The following is an 18,159-nucleotide window of genomic DNA, read 5'->3' on the forward strand; positions in this document are numbered from 1 at the left end:
GAGCGTGTCGTCATTCCCGAGAAGGCGGGAATCCACCGCTTCCGTCTTCTCGTTACTGCTTGTTCTTCAGCTTCCCCTTCGGCAACACCGTCGTCGTCGGCGGCATCGGGCGGTCGGAGAGGGACCCGCCTTCCTTTGGCGCCGAGTGGTCCTTCTTGGGCTTCTTCGTCATCTTGTTGCTGCGCTGGTCACCTTTGGCCATGGAGTGCTCCTCTTGTCGTGCTCCGACTGTACTGCGACCTGATGCCAGCGCCAGCGGCGGATGACCATCGGTTCACGCCTACACACGAACGGCGCAGCCCCGCTAGGTTGAGGCAAGTAGCCCAACTTGCCAGGAGATGCCCATGGCCCAGGACGCCATCCAGTTGCTCGACGCCGACCATCAGCGCGTCGAAGCCCTCTACAAGGACTTCAAGGCCGCCGGCGGCAACCGCGACGCGCAGCTCGCCCTGGCGCAGACCATCTGCGCCGAGCTGGTGCTGCACGCGATGGTGGAAGAGGAGATCTTCTATCCGGCGTACGCGCACGCCACGGGCGACGAGCAGGCCGTGGAGCACGCGAACAAGGAGCACGGCGAGCTCAAGGAGCTGATCGCCAAGGTGCCGCAGGCGGAGAACCTGGACGGCGCGATGGAAGTGATCATGCGGCGCACGATGCACCACGTGGACGAGGAACGGCGCGAGATGTTCGCGAAGGCGCGCGCCAGCGGCATGGAGCTGGCGACCGTCGGCGGCCGCATCCAGACGCGCCGCGACGAAGTGATGGCGGCCGTGCAGGGCGCCTGACCGCGCTCAGCTCCCCTCCATCACCTGCTGCGCGCAGGCCAGGAAGCTGGTCACCGCCGGCGTCTCGAAGTCGGGGTTCCACGCCAGCAGCGCGGGCGACGCCGCGCTGACGTCGCGCAGTCGCACGAAGGTCACGCCATCGACCTTGGACCGCGACAGCGATCGCGGCACCAGCGCCACGCCCAGCCCGTGCGCCACCATCGCGATGATCGTCAGCCACTGGCGCGCCGCGTGCACCGTGGTCGGGTGGATACCGGCCTGGCTGAAGATCGCGATGACGTTGTCGTGGTTGGCGGGCGCCACGTCGCGCGAGAACATGACGAACTGCTCGCTCGCCAAGTCGGTCAGTCGCACGCGGGTGGCATTCGCCTTTGGGTGATTCGAAGGCAGGCACACGACGAATTCGTCCTGCGGCAGCGGCATGCTCGCCAGCGGCGGCGGCACCGCCGCGGCATTGACGAACCCCGCCTGCAACTGGCCATGCAAGAGCGCCGACGTCTGGTCGGCCGTCGACATCTCCCGCAGCACCACGTCCACACCCGGCATTTCGCGCCGGTACGCCTGCACGATCGCCGGCGCCTTGCGGTACAGCAGCGAGCCGGTGACGCCGACTTCCAGCCGGCCGCGCATGCCGCCGGCCACCGTCTTCGCGATGCTGGTGGCCTTCTCCACGCGCTCCAGGATCTGCTGCGCCTCGACCAGGAACGCGGCGCCCGCAGGGGTCAGGCGCACGCGACGGCTGTCGCGCTCGAGCAGTTGCACGCCCAGTTCCTGCTCCAGCGCCTTGATCGCACTGGACAGTGGCGGCTGCGTGATGGCCAGGCGATCGGCCGCGCGGCCGAAGTGCAGTTCCTCGCCGAGCACGGCGAAGTAGCGCAGGAAATGGAGTTTCATGGCGGGCGCCAGCCATTCGCAAAACGAATCCTTCGAGCCGGAAAAACGATTGGACGCGAATGGTTGGCGTGCGGATCATAGGCCCGCGTTCCCACCCACAAAGGAGACAAGCCATGCGATTGCACTTCGCCCGCCTGCTCGCCACCGGCCTGCTGTTCGCGGCGGCGGCGGCCCCGGCCCAGGATTACCCGAACCAGCCGATCACGATGATCGTGCCGTTCGCCGCCGGCAGCGGCACCGACGCGGTGGCCCGCATCGTCGGCCAGAAGCTGGGCGAGCGGCTCAAGCAGCCGATCGTCATCGACAACAAGGCCGGCGCCAGCGCGCAGATCGGCGCGGCGGCCGCGGCCAAGGCCAAGCCGGACGGCTACACGCTGTTCATGACGACGAACACGTCGCACTCGGCCAACCCCAGCCTGTTCCAGAAGCTGCCGTACGACCCGATCAAGGACTTCACGCCGATCGCGCGCGTGGGCGAGCTGCCGTTCGCGCTGGTGGTCAATCCGTCGCTGCCGGCCAAGAACATGCGCGAGCTGCTCGCGTACGCCAAGGCCAACCCCGGCAAACTGTCGTACGCCACGCCGAACAGCACGTCGCTGGTGGCGTCGGAAACGATCAAGCGCATTGCCGGCGTCGACGTCGTCGGCGTGCCGTACAAGTCCAGCCCGCAGGCGATGACCGACCTGGTGTCCGGCCAGGTGCAGATGTACGTGGCCGACTTCGGCTCCGGCCTGACGATGATGAAGTCGGACAAGGTGCGCACGCTGGGCGTGACCACCGCCAAGGCATCGCCGCTGCTGCCCAACGTGCCGCCCATCGGCGAGTCGGTGCCCGGCTTCGACCTGACCTCGTGGAACGGCATCTTCGGCCCGGCCGGCTTGCCGCCCGCGGTCGCCGATCGCATCAACCGCGAACTGCAGGTCGTGCTGGCCGACCAGGACGTGCAGCAGAAGCTGGCCGCGCTGGGCTTCCAGGTGTGGCCGTCGAAGACGCCCGACGAATTCGCGAAGTACGTGGACGACCAGCTGAAGCACTGGACCACGCTGATCAAGCAAGCGGGCGTCCGGGCGGAGTGACCTTCATGCAGGACCAGAAGGCGCCGGCCGGTCCGCTGGCCGGCGTGCGCATCCTCGACCTCACCACGGTGATCATGGGTCCGTTCTGCACGCAGTTGCTGGCGGGCATGGGCGCCGAGGTCACCAAGGTCGAGCCGCCCGAGGGCGACAACATGCGGCACGTGGGCCCCATGCGCAACGCGGGCATGGGCCACATCTTCCTGCATGCCAACCAGGGCAAGCGCTCGATCGTGCTGGACCTGAAGAAGCCCGACGCGCTGGAGGTGGTGCACCGCCTCGCCGAGCGCAGCGACGTCCTGATCAGCAACGTGCGGCCGCAAGCCTTGCAGCGCCTCGGCCTGGACGAGGCGTCGGTGCGTGCGCGCAACCCGCGCATCATCCACGTCAGTTGCTGCGGCTTCGACCAGGACGGCCCGTACGCGGCGCGGCCCGCGTACGACGACCTGATCCAGGGCGCGACGGGCATCCCGTGGCTGATGCAGCAGTACGGCGCGCCGGAGCCTTGCTACACGCCGGTCACGCTGGCCGATCGCGTGACCGGCCTGCACGCCGTGTACGCGGTGACGGCGGCGCTCTACGCGCGCCAGGTCAGCGGGGTGGGGCAGGCGGTGGTGGTGCCGATGTTCGAGGCCATGACGCAGTTCGTGCTCGGCGACCACGCGGCAGGCCTGACGTTCGATCCGCCCGCCGGCGAACCGGGCTACACGCGCCTGCTCACGCCGCACCGCAAGCCGTACCGCACCAGGGACGGCCACCTGTGCGTGCTGATCTACAACGACAAGCAGTGGCGAAGCTTCTTCGCCGCCATCGGCGACCCGGGCTGGCCCGAGCGTGATGCGCGCTTCGCCAGCCACCGCGCCCGCGCGGAGAACATCGACGCCGTGTACGAGGAAGTCGCCCGCGTAATGCTCGAGCGCACCACTGCCGAATGGCGCGCGCTGCTCGACCAGGCCGACGTGCCCAACATGCCAATGCATTCGCCCGGCAGCCTGCTGGACGATCCGCACCACGCCGCCACCGGCTTCATCCGCGACGTGCAGCACCCCACCGAAGGCGCGCTGCGCGTGCCGCGCAGCCCCACGCGCTGGTCGGCCACGCCCACCGTGACCGAGCTGGCCCCTGCGCCGACGCTCGGCGAGCACACGCACGACGTGCTGCGCGAGCTGGGCTATGCCGACGACGCCATCGATTCCCTGCTGCAGTCCGGCGCCTGCCGGGCCGCGGCCCCGCGCGAGGCCACCACCCCATGACGAGCAAGTTCCACATCCGCGCCGGCAGCGTGCCGGCCTACCACCCCGCCAACCACGAAGGCACCAGCAACCAGCGCCTCATCGGCCGCGACAACGTCGGCGCGAAGAACGTCGAGGTGGTGCTGGGCACGATCGCGCGCGGCGGCGGCGCGCTGCCGCACGCGCATCCGGGCGTGGAGCAGGTCTGCTACCTGCTGGAAGGCACGGCGCGCGCCGAAGTGGCGGGCGAGGCCTTCGACATGCAGCCGGGCGACGCCTGCTTCTTCCCGGCCGACGTGTTCCACATCTTCACCGTCACCAGCGAGCAGCCCGCGAAGCTGCTGGTGGTCTACAGCCCGCCCTACGGCGAGGACCCGAGCCGCGTCATCCGGCCGGCGGCGCAGCCATGATGGACTTCGAAGCCACCGAGCAGCACCGGCAGATCGAGGACGCGGTCGCCAAGGCCTGCGCGCCGTTCGACGACGCGTACTGGCGCGCCCGCGACGAGGACGGCCGGTTCCCGAACGAGCTGCACCAGGCGCTGGCGTCGGCCGGCTGGCTGGGGATCGCGATGCCCGAGGAATACGGCGGCGCCGGCCTCGGCATCCGCGAAGCGGCGCTGATGATGCACACCATCGCCGCCACCGGCGCCGGCTTGTCCGGCGCGTCGGCGGTGCACATGAACATCTTCGGCCTGCACCCGGTGGTGGTGCACGGCACCGCCGAGCAGAAGGCGCGCTGGCTGCCGCCGCTGATCGCGGGCCAGGACCGTGCGTGCTTCGCGGTGACCGAGCCCAACACCGGCCTGAACACGCTGAAGCTGCGCACCCGCGCCGTGCGCCAGGGGGACCACTACCTGGTGAGCGGGCAGAAGGTGTGGATCTCCACCGCGCAGGTCGCCAACAAGGTGCTGCTGCTGGCGCGCACCACGCCGGTGGAGGAGAGCAAGGGCACGCACGGCCTGAGCCTGTTCTACACGGACCTCGATCGCTCGAAAATCGCCGTGCACGCCATCGACAAGATGGGCCGCGCGTGCGTCGATTCGAACGAGCTGTTCATCGAGGGCCTGCGCGTGCCGGTGGAGGACCGCATCGGCGAGGAAGGCCGCGGCTTCGAATACATCCTGCACGGCCTGAACCCCGAGCGCATCCTGATCGCCCACGAGGCCATCGGCCTGGGCCGCGCGGCGCTGCGCAAGGCGACAGGCTACGCCAACGAGCGCGTGGTGTTCGATCGCCCGATCGGCAAGAACCAGGGCATCCAGCACCCGCTGGCGCGCAACTGGATGGAGCTCGAGGCCGCGCACCTGATGGCGCAGAAGGCCGCGTGGCTGTACGACGCCGGCCAGCCGTGCGGCGCCGAAGCCAACGCCGCCAAGTACCTGGGCGGCGAGGCGTGCTTCCGCGCCTGCGAGAACTCGATCCTCACCCACGGCGGCATGGGCTACTCCAAGGAGTTCCACGTCGAGCGCTACCTGCGTGAAGCCTGGATCCCGCGGCTGGCGCCGGTGAGCCCGCAGATGATCCTGAATTTCATCGCGGAGAAGGTGCTGGGGCTGCCGAAGTCGTACTGACGCGGGTCAGTCGAAGTCGAACAGCTCGCCCAGGAAGCCTTCGCGCTTGCGCTTTTTGTAATAGGGCGCGCTGCCCTGCGGATAGGGCTGCTGCGGCTGGAAGGGAGGCGGGACCGCCGCTGCAGGCGCCTGTGTGGCTGACAGGCCCTGTGGCGCCGCGCGATCGATGATCTTGTCCAGTTCCCCGCGGTCCAGCCACACGCCGCGGCATTGCGGGCAGTAGTCGATCTCGATGCCGCTGCGCTCGGCCATCGTGAGGTTCACGGTCTTGCAAACGGGACACTGCATGTCGGGTTCCTCCAGAGGGAACGGGGCATCTTCGCACTTCTCAGTGACCCGAGCAGCCTGTGCGCTTGCAAGGAGCAGCGTGACTCAGCGGCAGAATGAGCGGCCATGCTTCGCAACGCCCTCACTGCCGGCCTCGCCTTCCTGCAGCCACGGCGGCCCGCCAGCGGCGAGTTCACGTGCCGCTTCCGCGTCCTGCCCTGGGACGTCGGCGTGCGCACGTTCAAGACGGACCGCTACCTCGCCGTCGTCGAGTCGGCGCAGGTCGACTTCGTCATCCGCGCCGGGTTGCTACGCCGTTTCCTGAAAGAAGGGATCGGCTGGGTGAACGTGGTGCAGGCCGCGCACTTCGCGCGGCCGCTGCGGCTGCTCGACGCCTATACCGTGACCACGCGGGTGGAGTGCGCCGACGACAAGCACGCGTATGCCTCGTTCCGGTTCGCCACGGAGGCGGGGGTGCACGCCACGGTGCTGTTGAAGACCAAGTTCAAGCAGGGCCGGCGGACGATCGCGCCGCGTGAGTTGCTGGGAGAGTGCCCGTCGGAGAAGCCCGAGCTGGTGCAGCCGCTGGATCGTCTGGGCTGAGCCGCCGCCGCTCAGGGCGCCGCTGGCGGCCGCGCGTCCCACGGACTGTGCCGAAACTCGTAGCGGCCCAGTTCGCGCGAGCCGGTGCCATCGTGCGCGACCAGCGTCATGTGCACGGTGTGGGTGGGGCGCGCGCGCACCTGCGCCATCGGTGCCAGGAACAGCACCTCGCCGGCAGCGGGGTCGAACGGGACGTCGTCCGAGTGGTACACCACGCCCGGGTCGAGCGAGAGTTCCATCGCCATGTCCAGCCGCTGCACGCCCGCCAGCGGCACTTCCAATCGGCTGACCAGCACGTCGTCGTCCGGCGCCACGGTGCAGTTCACGCTGCCGTTGGGCGCCACCCGGTACTCGCGCACGCGAATGCCCAAGCCGGGAAGGCGTTCGACGAACCCGCCGCCGACCGCCACGCCCACCGCTCCGGACCGCACCGCATCGCGCACGCCCGCAGCGTGGGCCACCAGGTCATCGAGCAGGACCCCGCAGTCGTCGCATGCCATCAGGTGCGCGTCCACCGCGTCGCGGGTGGCGGGGTCGGTCTCGCCCAGCCAGTCCTGCAGCAGCACGTCCAGCGGGATGTGGGCGGCGGCTGCGCTCACGCGCGGACCCTTCCGGCGTCGACGCAGCGCCGCATCTTGTCGAGGCCGCGGTGGCGGATCACGCGCACGTTCGCAGACGACAGGCCGAGCTGGGTGCCCACGACCTCGGAGGGCTGGTCGTCGTAGAACGTGAGCACCAGCACCGAGCGCTCCCGCTCCGCGAGCCGCTGCAGGCAGTCGGCCACGCGCTGGTGGTCCAGCCGCGGCGCGATGTGGATGTCCGCCTGTGGCAATGAAGCGGCATAGCGTTCCAGCAGCTCGTTGCGGCGGCCCTCGGTCCGGCGCAGGTCCGTCACCGTCATGCGGCAGGTGCCCAGCACGAACGACAGCACGCGCGCCGGTTCACGCACCGCGCGGGCGCGCAACTGCTCGATCGTGAAGGCCAGCACGTGCTGCATCAGGTCGGCCGCTGCCTGGGAATCGCGCAGGTGGCGCAGCCCGTAGCGGCGCACGCGCGGGGCGAGCAACCGGTACAGCTGGGCCTCCGCTTCGCACGCCGTCCCGGCGGGCGCCTGCGCGATGGCGCAGGCCAGCCGCCCCTCCGGGCTGTCGAGCTCGGTTGCGTCCAGGGACTCCACCGGCGCAGCATAGGCCAGCCGCCGCCGCAAATAAAGCTGTAACGCCCCGCCGGCCCGCGCCACAACCTGCCGTCTCAACTCCACGCCAGAAAGGCAGACCGATGATCACGAACGCGCAATCCCGGACCAACATCCACGAGATCGCTGAAGGCATCTACCGCATCAACACGCCGGTGGATCTGCCCAACGGGCTGGGCTTCAGCTTCAACCAGTACCTGGTCGTGGACGACCAGCCGCTGCTCTGGCACACCGGGCCGCGGCGCATGTTCCCGCTGGTGCGCGAGGCGATGGCCACGGTCATGCCGGTGGAGCGCCTGCGCTACGTGGGCCTGTCGCATTTCGAGGCCGACGAGTGCGGCTCGCTGGACCTGTGGCTGGCCGCGGCGGCCGAGGCGCAGCCGGTCTGCAGCCAGATCGCGGCGATGGTCTCCATCGGCGACGTCGTGGACCGGGCCCCGCGGGCCCTGGCGGACGGCGAACAGCTGTCCCTGGGCCGGCACACGATGCAATGGCACGACACGCCGCACGTGCCGCACGGCTGGGACTGCGGCCTGATGACCGACACGTCCACCAACACCTTCTTCTGTGGCGACCTGTTCACCCAGCCCGGCCACGGCGAGCAGGCGCTGACCGAGGGCGACATCCTCGGACCGAGCGAGGCCTTCCGGCAGCCGATGGACTACTTCGCCCACGGCCCGAATACGGCGGAGACGATCACGCGGCTGGCGCGGATGAAGCCCACCACGCTGGCGTGCATGCACGGCAGCGCGTGGCAGGGCGACGGCGGCAGGCTGTTGCGGCACCTGGCCGAATCGGTGACGGCCAGGCAGTGAAGTAGGTGGGCCTGGTCCTCAGCGCAGCAGCAACCAGTCACCCAGCGCCAGCAGGCCGAAGAAGAAGCTGCGCCGGAATGCGGCCTCGCTCATCCAGCCGCGCACCTGCTGGCCGAACCACATGCCGGCCAGGGCCGGCAGCACCATCAGCGCGGAACTCGCCGACGCAGCCACACCGAAGTGGCCGCGCGTGGCGAGCAGGCCCGCCAGCGCCAGCGTGGACGTGGTGAAACCGATGCCCAAGGCCTGGGTGAGTGCGTCCTTGTCCAGTCCCAGCGACTGCAGGTAGGGCACCGCGGGCAGCACGAACACGCCGGTGAACGCCGTCACCACCCCCGTCGTCGCACCGACGAGGCCCCCCAGCAGCGGCTCCCAACGTGGCGGCGGTGGAGGCAAGCGGCGCCCCATCGCGCCGAGCAGCCCATACGCGACAAGGCAGCCGCCCAGCAGCCGCCGGCCGAACTCGTCACGCGCTTCGGGCAGCAGGACGCCGGCAGCGAGGACGCCCGCCACGATCCCCACCTGCAGGGTCGCCGTGCGCGCCAGCAGGGCACGCAGCCCGGGGCCGACCGCGGCCTGCCACACGTTGGTCACGAGCGACGGCACGGTCATCAGGGCCGCGGCCGCCGGCACGGGCATCACCAACCCGAGCAGCCCGAGCGCCACCGTCGGCAAGCCCAGGCCCAGGATGCCCTTGACGGCACCGGCGACGAGGAAGATCAGCGCGATGGCCGTGAAGTCCGGCAGGCTGTCGTGGAACATGGCCGGGAGTGTGGCGATGCATGGCGCCACGCACCATCAATCTTTGCTTGAGGCTCGGGGGCTCGCACCGCTCCCGATAATCGCGCGCATGCGCTTCGACCTGACGGACCTGCGCGTCTTCCTGCAGGCCTGCGACAGCGGCAGCATGACGGAAGCGGCCTCGCGCTGCGCGCTCACGCTGGCGGCGGTCAGCGCGCGCATCCGCGCCCTGGAAGACGAGGCGGGCGCGGCCTTGCTGCAGCGGCATGCGCGCGGTGTGACGCCCACGCCTGCGGGTGAAGCGCTCGCGCGCCACGCGCGCGTGGTCCTGCACCAGGCCGAGGCGCTGCGTCGCGACCTCGAGCCGGCACGCGTCGCGCAGGACCCACCACTCGTGCTCCTCGCCAACAGCTCGGCGTTGCTGCGCCCGTTGCACCGTGCAGTCGCGGACGTCGCGACGCGGCATCCGCATGCGCGCATCCTGCTGCGCGAAAGCGGCAGCGAGGCGACGGTGCACGCCGTGCACTCCGGCGCTGCCGACCTGGGCGTGGTGAGCGACAGCGTGGCGACGGCCGGCACCCGCGCGGAGCCGCTGGGTCCCGACCCGCTGGTCATGGTCGTGCCATCGTCCCACCCCTTGGCCCGCCGCGAGAGCGTGCGGCTGCACGACGCGCTGGTGCACGACTGGATCGGCTGGGGCGAGGGCAGCGCGCTGCAAATGCACCTGGTGGTGCAGGCGTCGCGGGCCGGCGGCGTGCTGGTGCCGAAGGTCGTTGCGCCGTCGGGAATTGCCGTGCTGGAGCTGGTCGCCCGCGGGCTCGGGATCAGCGTCGTGCCTGAAGCCTTGCTGCCGAGGGCTGCGGATCGAGCGGCCGTGCGCGTCCTGTCACTCGATGAAGCCTGGGCACGTCGCAAGCTGGTGCTGTGCCTCAGGGACGAGGAGCCGAGCCCGCTCGCACGCGCGATGGCCGACGCGCTGCATCGCCTGTGGCACGGGGAGAAGTCGCCGGCCTAAGCCGGCGTGGAATCAGGCCGCCGCCTGCGGCTGCTGCAGTTCGCCGCCCAGCGATGCCAGCAGCTCCGGCAGCAGCCCCGCCAGTTCCGCCGTCGCGATGGCCACGTCGGCGTCGAAGCCGTCCTCGCCCTTGGGCGTGTCCTCGACGTCCTTGATGTCGATCTTGCGGATGGCCATGTGCTCGGTGAGCACGAAGGACACGCGGTCGTTCCAGGTCAGCGCCAGCTGCGTGGGCAGCTTGCCTTCCTCGATGTGCTGGCCGATCTCGTCCAGGTCCAGGTTGTGGCGGGCGTAGCGCACCACCGAGCGGTCCTCGCCCGAGTGCTTCAGCTCCAGGTCCCGGTCGATCGAGAAATTCTCCGGCGCTTCCTTGGTCTTGAGCCACTCGGCCATCGCAGTGGCCGGCGCCATCTCGGTGGAGATCGGCGCCAGCGGCAGCACGTGCTTGAGCACGCCCATCACGTCGACCAGCTGCTGGATCACCGGCTCGGCCGCCCGCATGCTGCCCGCGGCCACCACCAGCGCGCGCTGCTCGACGTCGATCCACACCACGTGCGTGCTGCGCTTGCTGAACGCGCGCGGCAGGAAGCCGTGCACGATGTCCTCCTTGATCTCGGCCTTCTCTTTGCGGCCCGGCTTGCGCCCGCGTTCGGCCTCGATGGTCTTGATGCGCGCTTCCAGCTCCGCGCGCACCGCGCCGCCCGGCACCGCCTTCTTCTCGATGGCCAGCTTCAGGATCCACTGGCCGTCGACGCTCTCCACCATCGCGCCGTGCTCCTTGCCGCGCGGCGGCACCCAGCCGATGGAGAGTTCCTGCGTGGGACCGCAGGGTTGGAAGGCGAGGCGCTGGAGTTCGGCTTCGAGGCTGTCGAAGGAGGGCGGGGTCCAGTCGGGGGCGATGCGGTAGACGACGATGTTCTTGAACAGGGGCATGCGCGTGTTGTTGTCGTGACGGCGGAAAGGCACGCATTCTCGCCGCTGGCCCGGCCGTTTTCGGCCGCGCAGCACGCCGTTGCATCTGGCGTTGCGCGCCGGGGACGAGGGTGCCCAGAACTTGGGCGGCGCCCTACGCGGCGGATTGACTTGGCAGGACGGTGCCCGTCGCCACCACGGTGCGGCCCACGAGCAAGCGGATCGGCATCGGGGGCTTGACCGCCTTCAGCGCGACGCCAGGCAGCAGGTACTCCACCGCCACGGGGCCGTCACCCTGGGCGGCGAGCCACTGGGCGACCGGCCGGTCCATGCGCACCGTGAAGCCGTGGCGGCCGGTGAGCACCACGGCGCGCGGGTCGTGCGCATCGAGCGAGTCAACGAAGCCGGCCGGCAAGGATGCGGCTTGCAGTTGCAGGTGAGCCTGCGCCTTGAACGGAGAGCCGGGGGCGAACTCGGTTGGCGGCGGGGCGGCGCGCGGGATGTGGCGCACGATGAAGCCGATCAGGTTGCCCACGGCGGGCAACCACATCACGAGCAGCAGCGTGCCGACATCGCGCCAGACCGAGGGATTGGGTGCCCGCCAGCGGAGCACGGCGCCCGCAACTGCGAGGCCGAGCATGACGGCCATCGCGAGTTGGCGGCCGCGGGGGCTGACGGTGAAGGCCATGCTGGAGCTGAAAATCAGTGGAATTCAATCACTGCTGCCCCAGAGGCATCACGAGATCCTTGTCGTTTCGAGCGGTGCTGAAATCGCAGTCGGCTGCCTCTCAGATGTCGATAGAAGTTCGTCTATCTCCTGCTTCAGCATGTCTATGCGATTCCACTGGCGTGATTGAAACTCTGGTTGAACGTCGTCGCGCGTTGCAGGCGGGATACCACGAGCGGAGAGAACTGCGGTGAGACGTTGAAAGCCCACCGCTCGAGCGAATGGCTCGAAAAGCGTTGGCACAAACCAGAATGCAGCCGCATAAGCAACGACCGCGATAAGTGCGCTTAGCCCGGGACTGTCGGAAGAGATCAGCGCGCCCCAGCCCGCAAAGACGGTTAGCAGGATCGTTATCAACCAGCGTGTTGTCCGATAACCGGTGGAACCCGCCTGCAGTGCTTCGCGCAGTGCCGTTAGCTCCCTATTCTTGCTTTGCACTTGGATCTCAGCGAGAGAACGGCTAAGCTGCGCGACCTGGTTCTTTATTGCTGCTTTCTCTTCCTCAGCTTGCGCCAGCGCTAGAGCGCTATCCGCTCTCACCTTCGCTTCATTCTGACGTGTATCGTCCATCAGTCCGCTGAGCCGCTCCAATTCTGAAGCATGCGCGGTCTCGAGAACTTGAAGCTTCTGGTTGGCTTCCTCTCTCGCACGCCTCGCCGCGAACTCGCCTGCCGCGAGCTTGACTTGCTCGAAAATCATGGCAAGACGATCGGGCGTAACATCCAATGGGTCGCCATGAGTGGCCCGCATGAGCGCCTTCGCACCTTCTCGATCTTCCATCAGAACGATCAGATCACTCGCTTGCTCCTTCCCGTGAACGCTAAAGAACAAGTTGTACGCACGCGCCTTGATATCAGCGCGCGGTCGAACTGCTGCCGAACAATAAGCGAGAAGGCGCTTCTTAGGAATCTCGCCATCTTTCCCGCCGGCCCGCAACCACACATAGCCTGCGAACTGCTTGTCCGTCAGTGCTAGGGGGGCTGCCTGTGCGATCTTCGCGTGGCTGTGGCGATTCTGGTCGCGTAGCCAACCCCTCCAGGCATCGTTCGCGATGTTCACGAGAGCGGTGTTACGGCTCAAGAAAATCCACTTCGACTCGCAGATTCGATCAATCAACTGCGTTGTATCGCGCAGGTGAAGGAAATGCCAGATGGTCTTCTGGTCATATGCTTTGGCTTCATCGTGCCCCCAAGCAGACATGCGGTCGTCCATCAGCGCCTGAACGTTTCCAACAGCAGCAACTTGCCTCTTGTGCAAGTTTGATTCCGGATCGCGAACTACTTCTATCCCTAGTCGCTCCTCACAACGGCGAGCCACATTCCCAACGAGCGCCGAAAGCAAGTCTGGCTTTGCTGTGGTCGAGATGGCATTGCCGGCGCGATTGACGCCAGAACGTAGGTACTCAAGTTGGGCGTGGATGGCTGTCTCGGCTTCGTTGATGCTATGGTCAAACGTGACGATTGCGGCGCCACAGGACTTCAGCACTTCTAGAAGTTCCTTTCCGTATTCCTCGTACTCAGAATTGACGCCGAGCATGTCTAGGAGCAAGGGAGAGTCGAGAACGATGGACAGTGCGGAGAGGTCGCCGGCACTGTTCGGCTCTTGGAAACAGGCGATTGCCTCAGCGGCCATGCTGGAGAAAGCCACGTTCGAGGCGATTTCAAACGCCGCAGTATCGGTGTTCGAGAGTTCGAGCAAAAACTCGGACACCGCATAATCCAGATGCAATTCGGATCGCGTGTCGCCATCTGTGATCACATCTTGTGCCAGCGCGAGCGTCTTGTCGCTACGCTTTAACTCTGAATAGCCTTCGCGCCGACTCAAGATGCGCATCGAGTCCGCATTTATCAGGCGCGATAAGAACCCCTCTTCTAGCTCTGAAGCGTCGCGCGCACCGATAAGCGGATCACTTCGGCAGCCGGCCACAAATCTTGCCAATAAGGCGTTGATTTGTTCCTCAGTGACAGCATCCGCGGTGTCAATGTGCGCTTGCTTGGGTGCTCTGTAGACGTATGGAGTGTTTCTCGCGCCTGGCGTAAGAGGTTCCAGCAATCCTTCGGCTGACAAGCTCTCAGTGAGTGCGAGTGCGGCTAAGCGAGGCAGATGCAGTCCATATCGAGCCGCCACATCCGTGGCGAATTCGTTGGCGTCAAAGAGCTTTCCCTGGCGTGCCGCGCAGACTGGCGCAAGGAACGGAATCAGCGCAGAGATTGGGGATGCTTTCGGTGCACTCAGGCGCTCGGCGAGAGCGCAATAAGCAAGAAGCGCTCTTGCTGGCCTGTTCGTGTGTCCCGACATCCCTGCCATCTCCTCTGTGAATTACTTTCCCCAACTATCCTTTAACCCCGTCACCCTGTTAAACACGGGTTTCCCCTTTCCGCCTTCTGCGTGATCGACACGATCCGCTACGAAGTACCCGTGCCTCTCGAACTGGAACTTCTCGTCCGCTTTCGCCGTTGAAAGCGACGGCTCCACATAGGCGGTGACGACCTTCAGCGACTCCGGATTGATCTCCTCGAGGAAATCCTTGTCCCCCGTCCCAGGCTGCGGCACCGAGAACAACCGGTCATAAAGCCGCACCTCCGCGGCAAGTCCGTCCGCCACGCCGACCCAGGTGATGTTCCCCTTCACCTTCACCTTGTCGGCCCCCGGCGTCCCGCTCTTGGTGTCCGGCACCAGCTTCGCGCGCACGCGAACGAGGTTGCCGGATGCGTCGCGCTCCGCCCCAATGCACTCCACCACGTGCCCGTACTTCATCCGCACCTTGTTCCCCGGGAACAGGCGGAAGAAGCCCTTGGGCGGCGTGTCCTCGTAGTCGGTGCGCTCGATCCACAGCTCGCGGCCGAACTGGAAGTGGCGGTAGCCGCGCGACACGTCGTGCGGGTGCACGGGCGCGCTGCAGGCGTCCAGCACGTCGTCGCCGCCCATCACCTCGCCCCAGTTCTCGATCACCAGCTTCACCGGGTCCAGCACCGCCATCGCGCGGGCGGCCTTGGAGTCCAGGTCGTCGCGCAGGGCCTGGTCCAGCGTGCTGTAGTCGATCCAGCTGCCGGCCTTGCTCACGCCGATGCGCTCGGCGAACAGCTGGATGGACTCGGGCGTGTAGCCGCGCCGGCGCAGGCCGAGGATCGTCGGCATGCGCGGGTCGTCCCAACCCGTCACGTGCCCTTCCTCGACCAGCTGCCGCAGCTTGCGCTTGCTGGTGACAACGTAGGTCAACTCCAGCCGCGCGAACTCGTACTGGCGCGGGTGCGGCTTGTTGATCAGGCCGCCTTCGGACAGGCGGTCCAGCAGCCAGTCGTAAAACGGCCGCTGGTCTTCAAACTCCAGCGTGCACAGGCTGTGGGTGATGTTCTCCAGCGCGTCCTCGATCGGGTGCGCGTACGTGTACATCGGGTAGATGCACCACTTGCTGCCCGTGTTGTGGTGCTCCGCATGCTTGATGCGGTACAGCGCCGGGTCGCGCAGGTTGATGTTCGGGCTGGCCATGTCGATCCTGGCACGCAGCACCGCAGCGCCATCGGGCAGCTTGCCGTCGCGCATCTCGCGGAAGCGGCGCAGGTTCTCGTCCACGCTGCGGCTGCGGAACGGGCTATCCACGCCCGGCCGCGAGAAGTCGCCGCGGTTGGCGCGCATCTCCTCGGGCGACTGCTCGTCGACGTAGGCCAGGCCCGCTTCGATTAGGTACTCGGCCGCGCGGTACATGAAGTCGAAGTAGTCGCTGGCCTGGTACAGGTGGCTGGTGCCGTTGGCGTCCCAGCTGAACCCCAGCCACTGCACCGCGTCCTTGATGCCCTCGACGTACTCGGTCTCTTCCTTCTCCGGGTTGGTGTCGTCGAAGCGCAGGTGGCACACGCCGCCGTACTCGTTCGCGAAGCCGAAGTTCAGGCAGATGCTCTTGGCGTGGCCCACGTGCAGGTAGCCATTGGGCTCGGGCGGGAAGCGGGTGCGGACCTTCGCCGGGTCCAGCGGCCCCGCCAGGTGCGTCTGCGCGTCGGCGGGGTGGCCCGCCCAGTGGCGGCCGGCATACGTGCCCTGGGCCAGGTCGCGTTCGACGATCTGGCGCAGGAAGTTGGAAGCAGAGGGTTTGGCCACGTCCTTGTCGGCGCTGGGGGAGGTCATATGGCTCTGATTCTAGGGGGCGCCCCTAGGGAAAGCCCCGAATGGCTGAGTTACATCGGGCAACGCATCTGACGCGACTGCATTGCTCCTGAACGGGGTCTGCGCGTTAAATACGCACAGTCCGCGCGTTTCCAGTCTCGCGGATTCGCTTCAGGAGATTTCAGCCATGCCGTTCCGTCCGTTCGTTGCAGCCGCCATCGTGGGTGCCGCCACGCTGGCTTCAGGCGCCGCGCACGCTGGCGGCCACGTCAATTTCTCCGTGGGCGTCAACGTGCCGATGTATGCCGCACCGGTGTACGTGCAGCCCGCGCCTGTGTACGTGCAGCCCCAGACCGTGTACGTGCCCAACGTGTACGCGCAGCCGCAGGTCGTCTACACGCAGCCGCAGATGGTGTACCCGCCCGCCGTCACGTACTACAGCCAGCCGGCCGTGGTCATTGGCGCCGGCTACTACGGAGGGGGGGGCCACCGCCATCACCACCACGGCGGCCACCGTCGCTGAACCGATCTCCGTTGACCGAGACTGCAGTACGAGTCTCTCCAAGCTCCCCCCGGCCGGCGAAGGCGCCACCGGGGGATTTTTTTTGGAGCGCCAGCCGCCGCATGGGAATGGATTCCGGCGTTCGCCGGAATGACAAGGCCTGTGGCCCTCAACGCCCCTCCAGCACCACTTCCGCGCCGCTGCTGGTGCCGCTCTCGTAGGCGGCCATCACGTGGTCCGGCCCGTTGGCTGTGACCGCAAAGCCCGGCACCGCAGGACCGGTCGTCGCGCCAGTGGTGGGGCTCACGCTGGAGGTCGACGCCGTCATCAGCAGCCGGTACGCACTTGCCGTGCCGCCCGGCGCGACCTGCACCTCGCCCAGGCGAGCGAACGAGCCGCGGTTGAACCCGATGAAGGCCTGCGGCAGGACCGCGTAGCCGTTCCCTTGCGCAACGATGCTGAACGAGTCGATCTGCGGCTCCGTCGTCGTGATCGGGACGAGTGGCGACAGCGGCACGCCCAGCGAGCTGAGGGCCTGGGCCGTCGCGCTGCTGAACGACTCGTTGTAGCCGGCCTTCGCCCACGCGAGGGCGATGTTGCCGTCGGGCAGGCCCGTGATCTCGTACCGCATGAACGACGGGGCGGATGTCTCGGTGCCTGTCACCGGCACCGGCGGCGTGGCCAGGCCGGTGGCGGCATCGAAGCGGCGCAGGATCACGTTGCCGCTTTCGGACGTGGTGGATGCGAGGACGAGGCTCCCGTCAGGCAGTGCCGCGAGCTTCGCGCTGTATTCGGCAGGCGACGACTGGAACTGCGCGCCGATGGCATTGCCGCTGGCGTCGTACCGCCGCATGTAAGCCCAATAGGGTGTCACGATCAACGGACGCCCCGACCAGCCGACGGCGAATCCGCCATCCGGGGTCGCGACGACGGAGGGTGCACTGAGGGACCAGTACAGGACGCCGGCGCCGGTGACTTCGACCGTGTCGCGGCGCAGGTCGCCATTGGCCTCGTACACGCGCAAGCGCAGCGAGTAGGGCGTGCTCATCTGGCTGACGGGCTTCTGGGTCTCCTCCAGCCACACCGCGGCCCAACCGCCCCCCGCCAGGGCCACCAGCGACATCTGGATCGGCCGCGTGGCCGGGATGTCGATCTGCCGCTGCGGCGTGCCGTCGGCCGCCACGATCCGCACCGCCAGGGCGCCGTTGGCGCCCCAGCCGACGACGGCGCCGCCATTGGCCAGCCGCGCGATCGAGGTGGCGTTGCGCGTGAAGGCGCTGGACGCCGCCGGCACCTGCGCGACCACGATCGGTGCGAACTCGGCAGCGAGCGAGACGACAGGTGCGGGGGCGGGCGTCGGCGCGGGGGTCGGTGCAGGGGTCGGTGCCGGCGCCGATGTCGGTGCGGGGGCGGGAGCGGGTGCGTCGGTCGGGGCTGGCGCGGGTGCGGTGGAGGGAGCCGGCGCAGGCGCGCCGCTGCCAGCGGGTGTCGGCGCGCTGGTCGGCGCGGGTGCCGCTGCGGCGGGCGTCCCGGCTGCACTGGGCGCTGCTGTCGTGTTCGATGGCGGCGGCGCGGCGCTCACCGTCTCGCTGCTGCCACCACCACCGCCGCCGCCGCAAGCGGCCAGGAACACGGCCCACGTGCAGGCGACGCCCAAGCGGATGGACTTCATTTGACGCTCCCTGTTTTGCTACTGCAGAGAGAGCGTAGGAGGCGCGAACGCG

At 68.0% G+C, this 18,159-nt stretch carries 20 protein-coding genes; 9 read left to right on the forward strand and 11 right to left on the reverse strand.

Annotated elements, in window-relative coordinates; genetic code table 11:
• Positions 1 to 52 precede the first annotated feature (52 nt).
• Positions 53 to 202, reverse strand: coding sequence for a hypothetical protein (locus tag I8E28_RS09250; protein ID WP_200787693.1), 150 nt, complete (start codon positions 200 to 202; stop codon positions 53 to 55).
• Between the two features lie 142 nt (positions 203 to 344).
• Here I8E28_RS09250 and I8E28_RS09255 point away from each other — a divergent pair, with 142 nt between their 5' ends.
• On the forward strand, positions 345 to 785 hold the full coding sequence (locus I8E28_RS09255; RefSeq protein ID WP_200787694.1) for a hemerythrin domain-containing protein: 441 nt from the start codon (positions 345 to 347) through the stop codon (positions 783 to 785).
• Positions 786 to 791: 6 nt separating this feature from the next.
• On the opposite strand, the gene I8E28_RS09260 is transcribed toward I8E28_RS09255, so the two are convergent.
• On the reverse strand, positions 792 to 1,679 hold the full coding sequence (locus I8E28_RS09260) for a LysR family transcriptional regulator (protein ID WP_200787695.1): 888 nt from the start codon (positions 1,677 to 1,679) through the stop codon (positions 792 to 794).
• A gap of 113 nt (positions 1,680 to 1,792) precedes the next feature.
• Here I8E28_RS09260 and I8E28_RS09265 point away from each other — a divergent pair, with 113 nt between their 5' ends.
• From I8E28_RS09265 to I8E28_RS09280, 4 genes are read left to right on the forward strand one after another with little or no spacing between them, the layout of a single operon-like run.
• Entirely contained in the window at positions 1,793 to 2,755 is a 963-nt protein-coding gene (locus I8E28_RS09265; protein ID WP_200787696.1) for a Bug family tripartite tricarboxylate transporter substrate binding protein, read from the forward strand.
• A 5-nt stretch (positions 2,756 to 2,760) separates the two neighbouring features.
• Entirely contained in the window at positions 2,761 to 4,005 is a 1,245-nt protein-coding gene (locus I8E28_RS09270; protein WP_200787697.1) for a CaiB/BaiF CoA transferase family protein, read from the forward strand.
• Entirely contained in the window at positions 4,002 to 4,394 is a 393-nt protein-coding gene (locus I8E28_RS09275; RefSeq protein WP_200787698.1) for a cupin domain-containing protein, read from the forward strand. The genes I8E28_RS09270 and I8E28_RS09275 overlap by 4 nt, the downstream gene beginning before the upstream one ends.
• Positions 4,394 to 5,557, forward strand: coding sequence for an acyl-CoA dehydrogenase family protein (locus I8E28_RS09280; RefSeq protein WP_200787699.1), 1,164 nt, complete (start codon positions 4,394 to 4,396; stop codon positions 5,555 to 5,557). Before I8E28_RS09275 ends, I8E28_RS09280 begins: the two co-directional genes overlap by 1 nt.
• Positions 5,558 to 5,563: 6 nt before the next feature.
• Here the strand turns inward: I8E28_RS09280 and I8E28_RS09285 are convergent, their stop codons facing one another.
• Complete coding sequence (locus tag I8E28_RS09285) at positions 5,564 to 5,845, reverse strand: TFIIB-type zinc ribbon-containing protein (RefSeq protein ID WP_200787700.1); 282 nt, start codon at positions 5,843 to 5,845, stop codon at positions 5,564 to 5,566.
• A 105-nt stretch (positions 5,846 to 5,950) separates the two neighbouring features.
• Here I8E28_RS09285 and I8E28_RS09290 point away from each other — a divergent pair, with 105 nt between their 5' ends.
• Positions 5,951 to 6,427: a thioesterase family protein gene (locus I8E28_RS09290; protein ID WP_200787701.1), complete on the forward strand. Its 477-nt coding sequence runs from the start codon at positions 5,951 to 5,953 to the stop codon at positions 6,425 to 6,427.
• 11 nt (positions 6,428 to 6,438) lie between these two features.
• On the opposite strand, the gene I8E28_RS09295 is transcribed toward I8E28_RS09290, so the two are convergent.
• Positions 6,439 to 7,026: a zf-HC2 domain-containing protein gene (locus I8E28_RS09295; RefSeq protein ID WP_200787702.1), complete on the reverse strand. Its 588-nt coding sequence runs from the start codon at positions 7,024 to 7,026 to the stop codon at positions 6,439 to 6,441.
• Positions 7,023 to 7,604, reverse strand: coding sequence for a sigma-70 family RNA polymerase sigma factor (locus I8E28_RS09300; protein ID WP_200787703.1), 582 nt, complete (start codon positions 7,602 to 7,604; stop codon positions 7,023 to 7,025). Before I8E28_RS09300 ends, I8E28_RS09295 begins: the two co-directional genes overlap by 4 nt.
• A 101-nt stretch (positions 7,605 to 7,705) precedes the next feature.
• Between I8E28_RS09300 and I8E28_RS09305 the strand changes: the two genes are divergently transcribed.
• Entirely contained in the window at positions 7,706 to 8,437 is a 732-nt protein-coding gene (locus I8E28_RS09305; protein WP_200787704.1) for an oxygen-binding di-iron domain-containing protein, read from the forward strand.
• An 18-nt stretch (positions 8,438 to 8,455) separates the two neighbouring features.
• Here I8E28_RS09305 and I8E28_RS09310 read toward each other — a convergent pair whose 3' ends face one another.
• Positions 8,456 to 9,199 carry a sulfite exporter TauE/SafE family protein gene (locus I8E28_RS09310; RefSeq protein ID WP_200787705.1) on the reverse strand — a complete coding sequence of 248 codons (744 nt, stop codon included), beginning with the start codon at positions 9,197 to 9,199 and terminating at the stop codon, positions 8,456 to 8,458.
• Positions 9,200 to 9,287: 88 nt separating this feature from the next.
• On the opposite strand from I8E28_RS09310, the gene I8E28_RS09315 reads away from it, so the two are divergent.
• Positions 9,288 to 10,193, forward strand: coding sequence for a LysR family transcriptional regulator (locus tag I8E28_RS09315; protein ID WP_200787706.1), 906 nt, complete (start codon positions 9,288 to 9,290; stop codon positions 10,191 to 10,193).
• A 12-nt stretch (positions 10,194 to 10,205) separates the two neighbouring features.
• Here I8E28_RS09315 and I8E28_RS09320 read toward each other — a convergent pair whose 3' ends face one another.
• From I8E28_RS09320 to I8E28_RS09335, 4 genes are all read right to left on the reverse strand, one after another.
• Entirely contained in the window at positions 10,206 to 11,126 is a 921-nt protein-coding gene (locus I8E28_RS09320; protein WP_200787707.1) for a recombination-associated protein RdgC, read from the reverse strand.
• A 133-nt stretch (positions 11,127 to 11,259) separates the two neighbouring features.
• Positions 11,260 to 11,793: a hypothetical protein gene (locus I8E28_RS09325; RefSeq protein WP_200787708.1), complete on the reverse strand. Its 534-nt coding sequence runs from the start codon at positions 11,791 to 11,793 to the stop codon at positions 11,260 to 11,262.
• Between the two features lie 48 nt (positions 11,794 to 11,841).
• A complete protein-coding gene (locus tag I8E28_RS09330; RefSeq protein ID WP_200787709.1) occupies positions 11,842 to 14,130 on the reverse strand; it encodes a hypothetical protein in 2,289 nt (762 codons plus the stop codon).
• Positions 14,131 to 14,151: 21 nt separating this feature from the next.
• Entirely contained in the window at positions 14,152 to 15,954 is a 1,803-nt protein-coding gene (locus tag I8E28_RS09335; RefSeq protein WP_200787710.1) for a glutamine--tRNA ligase/YqeY domain fusion protein, read from the reverse strand.
• Positions 15,955 to 16,120: 166 nt separating this feature from the next.
• Between I8E28_RS09335 and I8E28_RS09340 the strand changes: the two genes are divergently transcribed.
• A complete protein-coding gene (locus tag I8E28_RS09340) occupies positions 16,121 to 16,456 on the forward strand; it encodes a virulence factor (protein WP_200787711.1) in 336 nt (111 codons plus the stop codon).
• A gap of 148 nt (positions 16,457 to 16,604) precedes the next feature.
• On the opposite strand, the gene I8E28_RS20855 is transcribed toward I8E28_RS09340, so the two are convergent.
• The gene (locus I8E28_RS20855) at positions 16,605 to 18,107 is read right to left on the reverse strand and encodes a hypothetical protein (RefSeq protein ID WP_200787712.1); all 1,503 of its coding nucleotides are present in this window, start codon (positions 18,105 to 18,107) and stop codon (positions 16,605 to 16,607) included.
• Positions 18,108 to 18,159 lie beyond the last annotated feature (52 nt).

The organism is Ramlibacter algicola, from assembly GCF_016641735.1.
GTDB classification, from domain to species: Bacteria; Pseudomonadota; Gammaproteobacteria; order Burkholderiales; family Burkholderiaceae_C; genus Ramlibacter; species Ramlibacter algicola.